Origin of the sequence: Microbacterium sp. ISL-103 (assembly GCF_018613995.1) — a bacterium.
Taxonomy (GTDB): Bacteria; Actinomycetota; Actinomycetes; order Actinomycetales; family Microbacteriaceae; genus Microbacterium.
This window is the reverse complement of the sequence record NZ_JAGGPD010000078.1, coordinates 8,263-16,777: the sequence shown is the minus strand read 5'-3', so window position 1 is coordinate 16,777 and position 8,515 is coordinate 8,263. Positions and strand designations below refer to the sequence as shown.

Below are 8,515 nucleotides of genomic sequence, written 5' to 3'. Positions count from 1 at the left end.
GGCTGCGGTCCAGAGGGGGACGACGGATTCTGTGTCGGCACGCTCGAATGCCCGTATCGTCCAGCTCATGACTTCGAGTCTAGGATCAGCGCGATGATCCTCGGAGCACGCGGTATCTGGCGCACACGAAGTTCCTGTTGCGTGCGACGTCGAGGAGTTCGAGGTCCAGCGCTCGAGGAAGTAGCGGGGCTCCCGATCCGAGCGTCACCGGCGCATACTGCACCCAGACTTCGTCGAGCAGACCTGCGTCGGCGAACTGGCCGGCAAGATCGCCTCCGCCGACGATCCACAGATCCTTGCCGCCTGCGGCCTCGACCATCTCGGCGTGGACGGTCGTCACATCGCCCTCAGCGATGCGGATGTCGGCGCCGTGCGGCGTCTCGAGCGTGCGGTGGGTGAGAACCCAGGTCGGCTGGGCGTATCCCCATCGCCCGTCATCGTGGCGCATGACCCACTCGAAGGTGCTCGCGCCCATGGCCAGCGCGCCGATCGTCTTCTCGAATGCCCCGTACGCCATGGGTCCGTCTTCGTCGATGTCCTGTGTGAGGAGCCAATCGAGGGAATGCTCCTCGGTCGCGATGAACCCGTCGATACTGCTTGCGGTATAGAAGTGAGTGGCCATGAACCGAGGATCCCATCGACTTCCGACATTCGCAGGCGCACGGTTCGGGCACCGTGATCAGACCTCGGACGCCGCGCTCACACGTCGAGCAGAGTGGTGGCGTCGACGGGCGCATCGTGCCAGGTGAGCCCCGGATAGCGCTTGAACCACGACACCTGACGGCGCGCATAGCGACGGGTGAGCGCCTGCGTCTCGGCGACGGCCTCAGCCTCGCTCAGCCGGCCGTCGAGCTGTCCCAGAGCCTGCGCGTAGCCGATGGCACGTTGCGCGGTGGTTCCCCGCTCGAGGCCGTGCTCGCGGAGCACCCTCACCTCTTCGACAAGACCCGACCGCCACATCCGTTCGACTCGCGCGTCCAGTCGTTCCACGAGCACCGCCCGATCGACGTGAATCCCGATCATCCGTGTGTCGGCCTGCCACAGAGTCGGCTTGTCAGGAAGTGCGGCACCGTGGGTGGCGCTCCCCTGCTCGAGGACTTCGAGCGCCCTAATGACCCGTCTGCCGTTCTGGGGGTCCACCCGATCCGCTGTGGCGGGATCGTGCGCGCGGAGACGTTCGAGCATCGCGGCGACCCCGTCTGTCTCGAGCTCGCGCTCGAGACGCTCGCGGATCACCGGATCACGCGGGGGGAAGTTGAAGTCGAAGATGACGCTCGACACGTAGAGCCCCGAACCGCCCACGAGGATCGCATCTCCGCCGCGCCGATGGATGTCGGTGATCGCAGTGCGTGCCAGAGGCTGATACCAGGCGACAGCCGCCTCCTGATCCACCTCCCGGACATCGAAGAGATGATGCGGGATGCCTCGGCGCTCGTCGATCGGGAGCTTGGCAGTGCCGATGTCCATACCGCGATACAGCTGCATCGCGTCGACGTTGACGATCTCGGCGGGATTGCCACGCTGGCGAAGGCCCTCGGCGAGGTCGAGAGCGAGGTCGCTCTTCCCGGTGCCCGTCGCTCCGACGACCGCCCAGAGGCGCTTCGCCTCGGCCGGAGCGGATGAGGCCCGGCCGGTCACACGCCGATACGCAACGTCGGGAGCCCGAGGGACACGGCACGAGGACCCCCGTCGCCGCCGGTGGCCGGGACGGCACAGGAATCCGCCTGCCCGCGATCCCATGCGTCTCCGCCACGAGTGCGCCGAATTCGCAGTGGCGCACCGCTGGGGTCATCGGCGAGCAGATGGAAGGGAGCCGCGTGAGTGATGATCACGGACACGACGTCACCCGGGCGAGGGACGGCCGAACCGGGCGTCACCTCGAAATGGACGAGGCGGTTGTCTTCCGCACGTCCGGTGAGTCGGTGCGTCTCGGCGTCCTTCTTCCCCTCACCCATCGAGACGAGGACCTCGACCGCACGGCCGACCTGCTTCTGATTCTCTTCGAGGGAGATGCGCTCCTGAAGGGCGATGAGACGGTTGTACCGCTCCTGCACCACGGCTTTCGGCACCTGGTCTTCCATCGTCGCCGCCGGGGTTCCCTCGCGGATCGAGTACTGGAAGGTGAACGCGCTCGAGAAGCGGGCCTGCTCGACGACGCGCATCGTGTCTTCGAAGTCCTCGTCGGTCTCGCCGGGGAAGCCGACGATGATGTCGGTGGTGATCGCGGCGTGCGGCATGCGCTCCCGGACTCGGTCGAGGATTCCGAGGAATCGCTCACTCCGGTACGAGCGACGCATCGCCTTGAGTATCCGATCGCTGCCGGATTGGAGCGGCATGTGGAGCTGCGGCATGACGTTGGGCGTCTCGGCCATCGCGTCGATCACGTCGTCGGTGAAGGCGGCGGGGTGCGGGCTCGTGAACCGGACGCGCTCCAGTCCGCCGATCTCGCCTGTGGCGCGCAGCAGCTTTCCGAACGCGTGACGATCCCCGAACTCCACGCCGTACGAGTTCACGTTCTGACCGAGCAGCGTGACCTCGATCGCCCCGTCGTCGACGAGCAGCCGGATCTCGTTGAGGATGTCACCCGGGCGGCGATCCTTCTCTTTGCCACGAAGGCTGGGCACGATGCAGAACGTGCAGGTGTTGTTGCAGCCGACCGAGATCGACACCCATCCGCTATGGGCGGAGTCGCGCTTGGTCGGAAGCGTGGAGGGGAACACCTCGAGCGACTCGAGGATCTCGAGCTCGGCGTCACCGTTGTGACGCGCCCGCTCGAGCAGACCGGGAAGGGATCCCATGTTGTGGGTTCCGAAGACCACATCGACCCATGGCGCCTTGTCGAGCACGGCCTGCTTGTCCATCTGAGCGAGACAGCCGCCGACGGCGATCTGCATTCCGTCCTTGCGCCGCTTCACCGCGGCGAGTTGCCCCAGCGTGCCGTAGAGCTTGCCTGAGGCGTTGTCGCGAACGGCGCAGGTGTTGATGATCACGACATCCGCTTCGTCGCCGGCGGAGGCGCGGATGTATCCCGCACTCTCGAGCGAACCCGAGAGCCGCTCGGAATCGTGGACGTTCATCTGGCACCCGAAGGTGCGCACCTCGTACGAACGCTGCCGCCCGTCGATGTCGAATGCTGCCGACGACGAGCTGATGACCGTCGGTTCACTGCGCGGGATAGTCATGATCTCCCTATTCTACGAGCGCCCCCAGGCGGTATGAGCGCGCGGGACGCGCTCGAACACAGAGGAGACGCATCCGCATCCCTCAGTCGGAATCGACGAAACGAACGCCCGTGGGCGGCCGGCCGAAGGAGGCCTCGGCGAGAGCTGTCTTCGCAGCGGTCATCGCCACGGATCCGTTGTAACCGCGACGAGACAGCTGCCCGACGAGACGACGCAGCGCCGTATCGCCGTCGAGGCGCGACATGCCGCGAGCCTTCGTTCGTGCGTACTCCAGCGCACGTTCGGCGTCGTCATCGGGCAGCTCACCGAGCGCTGCGTCGATCACGTCACGCGGGATACCACGCTGGGACAGCGCTCGAGAGAGAGCGATCCGGCCCTGCCCCTTGCGTTCGACGCCCGAGGTCACCAGCTGCCCTGCAAGGATCGCGTCGTCGAGATACCCGCGCCGACAGAAGTCGTCGAGTACATCGTCGATGCTGCCGGCATCCAGCTTCTCGGCATTGTGCTCGTAACCCCTCAGTACCAGCCGTGCCTCGGAGATCGACAGCGACCGGGTTCGCAGCTTACGCACGAGAAGCTCTTCCGCGGCCTCGCGCAGCTGATCAGGGTCTGATCCTCCCCCGCTCTGCTGCGGCTCATGAGGCTGCAGGGCGCGGAGTCGCGAGGCCGGTCGCGCTGCCGTGCCGCGAGCCGGGTGTCGATCGCTCGGCCCGCGCGGTGTCAGTGCCGTGACAGGATTCGCATCCTCCGTCGCCGCGCCGTCGATCCATGTCGATCGCCAGACCGCAGGGTCATCGGCCCGACCTGACGATGGAGTCTCGCTCCGAGGGGTCTTCTCCTCGATCGGCTTCTGCCGAGAGGACGAACCACCGAACAACGGGATGATGGGGGCGAGCTGGTCCGACTCGCCCCCGCCATCACTCATGGTTCGCTCCGGTTGCCGAACAACCTCGAACCGTCATGGTCACGCGGGACGACGCTCGGCGAGCTCGTCTGCGGGTGCCTCACCAGCACCGCCGATGCCGAGCTTCTGCTTGATCTGCGTCTCGATGGCCAACGCGACGTCGGGGTTCTTGAGGAGGAACGTCCGAGCGTTCTCCTTACCCTGTCCGAGCTGGTCACCGTCGTAGGTGTACCAGGAGCCGGACTTCTTCACGATGCCATGCTCGACGCCGAAGTCGATCAGGCTGCCTTCGCGAGAGATGCCGACACCGTAGAGGATGTCGAACTCCGCCTGCTTGAACGGCGGCGCCATCTTGTTCTTGACGACCTTGACTCGGGTGCGGTTTCCGACCGCATCTGTACCGTCTTTGAGAGTCTCGATACGACGGATGTCCATACGCACGGAGGCGTAGAACTTCAGCGCCTTTCCACCAGCGGTGGTCTCGGGCGATCCGAAGAACACGCCGATCTTCTCGCGCAGCTGGTTGATGAAGATCATCGTCGTGTTCGTCTGGTTGAGCCCACCGGTGAGCTTTCGCAGGGCCTGCGACATCAGTCGAGCCTGCAGGCCGACGTGGGAGTCACCCATCTCACCCTCGATCTCGGCACGAGGAACGAGCGCCGCCACCGAGTCGATCACGATCAGGTCGATCGCGCCGGAGCGCACGAGCATGTCGGCGATCTCGAGCGCCTGCTCACCGGTGTCGGGCTGAGACACGAGAAGCGCGTCGATGTCGACACCGAGCTTCGCCGCGTAGTCGGGGTCGAGAGCGTGCTCGGCATCGATGAATGCGGCGATGCCGCCGGCGCGCTGAGCGTTCGCGATCGCATGCAGCGTGAGAGTCGTCTTACCCGAGGATTCAGGGCCGTAGATCTCGACGATACGACCACGCGGGAGGCCGCCGACGCCGAGTGCGACGTCGAGGGCGATGGAGCCGGTCGGGATGACCGCGACAGGTGCACGCTCATCGCTGCCCAGCCGCATGACCGAGCCCTTTCCGAACTGGCGATCGATCTGGGCGAGTGCTGTCTCGAGGGACTTCTCGCGGTCAGCGGGTGATGGCATGTCGTGCTCCTTATGCTCGCGTGGTGCCGCCTGTAGGCTGTCGCGGTCCTCCCGGCTGGGCGGAACTCTCCGACAAGGCGTATGGCTCTTCGGCTTGCTTTCACCGTACGAGGCACCACCGACATTGCGTCGTCAGCACCGCGAAACGGGGAGAGCGAGATCCGCGAACCACTTGTGCAGAACACTACGCTCGTTTCGAACACATCTTCGACAACACGCCGATCTCGGCGTGTCGAGATGCCGAAAGTATCTGACGCCTCAGGCGGTCATCGCCTGCGCGGCTCGATACGCCCCGCGCCGTGCCGTCGTTCGAGGGGGACGTCGGTCTCAGCGCACAGGGCGAGCCAGATGTCTCTGGGCGGGACGCCTGCATCGAGCGCCTCATCGGCCGTTCGCCCCGCGAGTTGGGTCAGGACGAGATCACTGACCAGAGACGATCCGCGACCGCCGAATTCGGCATCGACGGCGCGGAGGAATTCACTGCGGCGCATGAGAGACGCTGTGGAGAACGCTCAGCGGAGCGAGAGTTCAGGCTCGACCGATGCGACCAGATCGTCGGGCACCACGTCAGGAAAGACCTGGATGCCTTCGAGCACGGAGATGCGGTCGCCGACCTCGCGCATGATCGTCGAGATGGGCACATCGAGCGCATCGGCCACGGAGGCGAGGATCTCGCTGGATGCTTCCTTCTGACCACGCTCGACCTCACTGAGGTAACCGAGAGCGACAGAAGCCTTGCTCGCGACCTGCCGGAGCGTGCGCCCCTTCTGCAGACGGAAGTCCCTCAGCACATCGCCGATTTCCTGTCGTACAAGAATCATCGGAACCTCCTCCCAGATCGATCTATCGAGGTCTCCCTCGATGAGACCGCCAGTCTAGTCCTACCGAACTTCACAAAATCTACCTTCGCACGCTGTGGTTTCGGTGTGAGCACATCGGAGATAACGGAACTCACGTGTCGTCTATTCCCGGCTCATCCGGGTCAGCATCGCGAGAGCCGCGTGCACGGCCCCGGCCCGGATCGACGTGCGGTCGCCTTCGAACACGAAGACCTCCTGCGTCGACGAGGTCGGCGTCACGACAGCGATGTGCACGGTGCCGACGGGCTGACCGTCTGGAGAGTCCGGCCCGGCGATGCCTGTGGTGGACACGCCGACATCCGCCGCGCTGCCGTGTACCTGAACTGCTCGTCGCACACCGTCCGCCATCTGCAGCGCGACCTCCGCGTGAACCGGCCCGTGCGCTCGGAGCAGTTCGTCATCGACCCCGAGGAGCGTGTGCTTCACGGGCGTCGCGTACGCGACGACGGCGCCCCACAGGACCGTGGACGCGCCCGGCACCGAGACGATCTCCGCCGCGAGTGCTCCCCCGGTCAGGGATTCCGCGACCCCGAGGCTCCACCCCCTGGCTCTGAGCGCTGCGAGAGCCTCGACCGCGGCGGTCACGACGACTGCCGCGAGCCTCGCACCTGGGCGACGATGTAGTCGATTCCGCTCGCCACCGTGAGGATCAGCACGATGATCATCAGCACGGCGGTCACGATCACCCATACCTCCAGTCCGATGAGGACGTGGAGCGGCAGCAGGGCCCACCCGAGGGCGACGGCTTGCACAGCTGTCTTCACCTTGCCCATCCAGGCAGCCGCGACGACATGCTCCTTCGCGACCATGAGCCGATGGACGGTGATGCCCCACTCGCGGATCAGGATGATGATGACCAGCCACCAGTTGAGTTCGCCGAGGACGGCGGGACCGATGAAACCGGCACCGGTGAGGAGCTTGTCGGCGATCGGATCCCAGAGCTTTCCGAAGTCGCTGACGATGTCGTAGCGCCGCGCGAGGTATCCGTCGACCCAGTCGGTGGAGATCGCGACGATGAACAGGATCGCGGAGACCCAGCGCACGACGATGTCGGACAGCCCGTACGTGCCACCGATCAGAAGCAGGATGAAGAAGACGACGGCGAGGGGGATGCGAGCGATCGTGATCGCATTGGGCAGCTGGCGAGGGATCGTCATCAGTCGCGCCCCGTCAATCCCCATGCGTCTTCGTCGCCGTCATCTTCAGCCTCGACCACGGGCAACCCCTGGAACTGCGCCTCGACAGGGTCGTGCGGGACTCCGGCGGCCGTCGACGACGCCGCGGGCAACGTGGGAGCCGCAGGCTTCGGCGGAACATCGTCGCCGCGCAGCTTTGCCATCACCTGCGGCAGCTGCTCGGCCGTCGCCAGCACATCTCGCGCCTTCGACCCCTCGGACGGCCCGACGATCTCGCGTGATTCGAGGAGGTCCATCAGTCGACCGGCCTTCGCGAAGCCGACTCGCAGCTTGCGCTGGAGCATCGACGTCGATCCGAACTGAGACGACACGATGAGCTCGGCGGCCGCGAGCAGGAGCTCGAGGTCGTCGCCGATGTCCTCATCGACTTCCTTCTTCTTGGTGGGCTCCAGCGCCTCCTGCACGTCAGCGCGGTAGTCAGGACGAGCCTGACGCGTGACGTGCTTGACGACCGCGTCGATCTCCTTCTCATCGACCCACGCGCCCTGAAGACGGAACGGCTTGGAAGAACCCATCGGCGAGAAGAGCGCATCACCCTGGCCGATCAGCTTGTCTGCACCAGGACTGTCGAGAATCACTCGGCTGTCCGTGACGCTGGTCACCGCGAACGCGAGCCTGGATGGGACGTTGGCCTTGATGAGACCGGTCACGACATCGACGCTCGGCCGCTGGGTGGCGAGGACGAGGTGGATGCCCGACGCTCGTGCCAGTTGGGTGATGCGGACGATCGAGTCCTCGACGTCGCGAGGCGCGACCATCATGAGGTCGGCGAGCTCATCGACGACGACAAGAAGGTAGGGGTACGGCTTGAGCACGCGCTCGCTTCCCACCGGGAGCTCGACCTCGCCTGCCCTGACGGCTCGGTTGAAGTCATCGATGTGGCGGAATCCGAACGACGCGATGTCGTCGTACCGCATGTCCATCTCCTTCACGACCCACTGCAGCGCCTCGGCCGCCTTCTTCGGGTTCGTGATGATCGGGGTGATGAGGTGGGGCACACCCGCATAGCTGGTGAGTTCCACACGCTTCGGGTCGATGAGCACCATGCGGACGTCCATGGGCCTGGCGCGCATCAGGAGGCTCGTGATCATGGAGTTCACGAAACTCGACTTACCCGAACCGGTCGAGCCTGCCACGAGCAGGTGAGGCATCTTGGCGAGGTTGGCGATCACGATGTTGCCGCCGACGTCCTTGCCCACGCCGATCGTCATCGGATGCGTGCTCTTGTGCGCCGCCGGCGACCGGAGCACGTCGCCGAGTGCGACCATC

Annotated in this window: 10 protein-coding genes; all 10 read right to left on the bottom strand. The window is 65.5% G+C overall.

Annotated elements, in window-relative coordinates; translation table 11 throughout:
* Positions 1-85 precede the first annotated feature (85 nt).
* Positions 86-622, bottom strand: coding sequence for a dihydrofolate reductase family protein (locus J7E68_RS03545; RefSeq protein WP_215169910.1), 537 nt, complete (start codon positions 620-622; stop codon positions 86-88).
* Positions 623-699: 77 nt separating this feature from the next.
* On the bottom strand, positions 700-1,638 hold the full coding sequence (miaA, locus tag J7E68_RS03540) for a tRNA (adenosine(37)-N6)-dimethylallyltransferase MiaA (protein ID WP_311416219.1): 939 nt from the start codon (positions 1,636-1,638) through the stop codon (positions 700-702).
* Positions 1,635-3,182, bottom strand: a complete 1,548-nt coding sequence (gene miaB / locus J7E68_RS03535) for a tRNA (N6-isopentenyl adenosine(37)-C2)-methylthiotransferase MiaB (protein ID WP_215169906.1) — start codon at positions 3,180-3,182, stop codon at positions 1,635-1,637. Before miaB ends, miaA begins: the two co-directional genes overlap by 4 nt.
* An 82-nt stretch (positions 3,183-3,264) precedes the next feature.
* Positions 3,265-3,753: a regulatory protein RecX gene (locus tag J7E68_RS19580; protein ID WP_311416217.1), complete on the bottom strand. Its 489-nt coding sequence runs from the start codon at positions 3,751-3,753 to the stop codon at positions 3,265-3,267.
* A gap of 393 nt (positions 3,754-4,146) precedes the next feature.
* Positions 4,147-5,190: a recombinase RecA gene (recA, locus tag J7E68_RS03525; RefSeq protein ID WP_215169903.1), complete on the bottom strand. Its 1,044-nt coding sequence runs from the start codon at positions 5,188-5,190 to the stop codon at positions 4,147-4,149.
* A 266-nt stretch (positions 5,191-5,456) separates the two neighbouring features.
* Positions 5,457-5,681: a DUF3046 domain-containing protein gene (locus J7E68_RS03520; RefSeq protein WP_215169901.1), complete on the bottom strand. Its 225-nt coding sequence runs from the start codon at positions 5,679-5,681 to the stop codon at positions 5,457-5,459.
* 21 nt (positions 5,682-5,702) lie between these two features.
* Positions 5,703-6,011: a helix-turn-helix domain-containing protein gene (locus J7E68_RS03515; RefSeq protein WP_045280478.1), complete on the bottom strand. Its 309-nt coding sequence runs from the start codon at positions 6,009-6,011 to the stop codon at positions 5,703-5,705.
* Between the two features lie 141 nt (positions 6,012-6,152).
* On the bottom strand, positions 6,153-6,635 hold the full coding sequence (locus tag J7E68_RS03510; RefSeq protein ID WP_311416213.1) for a nicotinamide-nucleotide amidohydrolase family protein: 483 nt from the start codon (positions 6,633-6,635) through the stop codon (positions 6,153-6,155).
* Complete coding sequence (gene pgsA, locus J7E68_RS03505) at positions 6,632-7,207, bottom strand: CDP-diacylglycerol--glycerol-3-phosphate 3-phosphatidyltransferase (RefSeq protein WP_215169897.1); 576 nt, start codon at positions 7,205-7,207, stop codon at positions 6,632-6,634. Before pgsA ends, J7E68_RS03510 begins: the two co-directional genes overlap by 4 nt.
* Positions 7,207-8,515: DNA translocase FtsK (locus J7E68_RS19575; RefSeq protein ID WP_251048595.1), on the bottom strand; the 1,309-nt coding region annotated here is incomplete at its 5' end. The genes J7E68_RS19575 and pgsA, both read right to left, overlap by 1 nt.

What these genes read in the sequence shown, in the direction of transcription:
- J7E68_RS03545 (WP_215169910.1), bottom strand. Translation starts at nt 622, where the DNA reads ATGGCCACTCACTTCTATACCGCAAGCAGTATCGACGGGTTCATCGCG.
- miaB (WP_215169906.1), bottom strand. Translation starts at nt 3,182, where the DNA reads ATGACTATCCCGCGCAGTGAACCGACGGTCATCAGCTCGTCGTCGGCA.
- recA (WP_215169903.1), bottom strand. Translation starts at nt 5,190, where the DNA reads ATGCCATCACCCGCTGACCGCGAGAAGTCCCTCGAGACAGCACTCGCC.
- J7E68_RS03520 (WP_215169901.1), bottom strand. Translation starts at nt 5,681, where the DNA reads ATGCGCCGCAGTGAATTCCTCCGCGCCGTCGATGCCGAATTCGGCGGT.
- J7E68_RS03515 (WP_045280478.1), bottom strand. Translation starts at nt 6,011, where the DNA reads ATGATTCTTGTACGACAGGAAATCGGCGATGTGCTGAGGGACTTCCGT.
- pgsA (WP_215169897.1), bottom strand. Translation starts at nt 7,207, where the DNA reads ATGACGATCCCTCGCCAGCTGCCCAATGCGATCACGATCGCTCGCATC.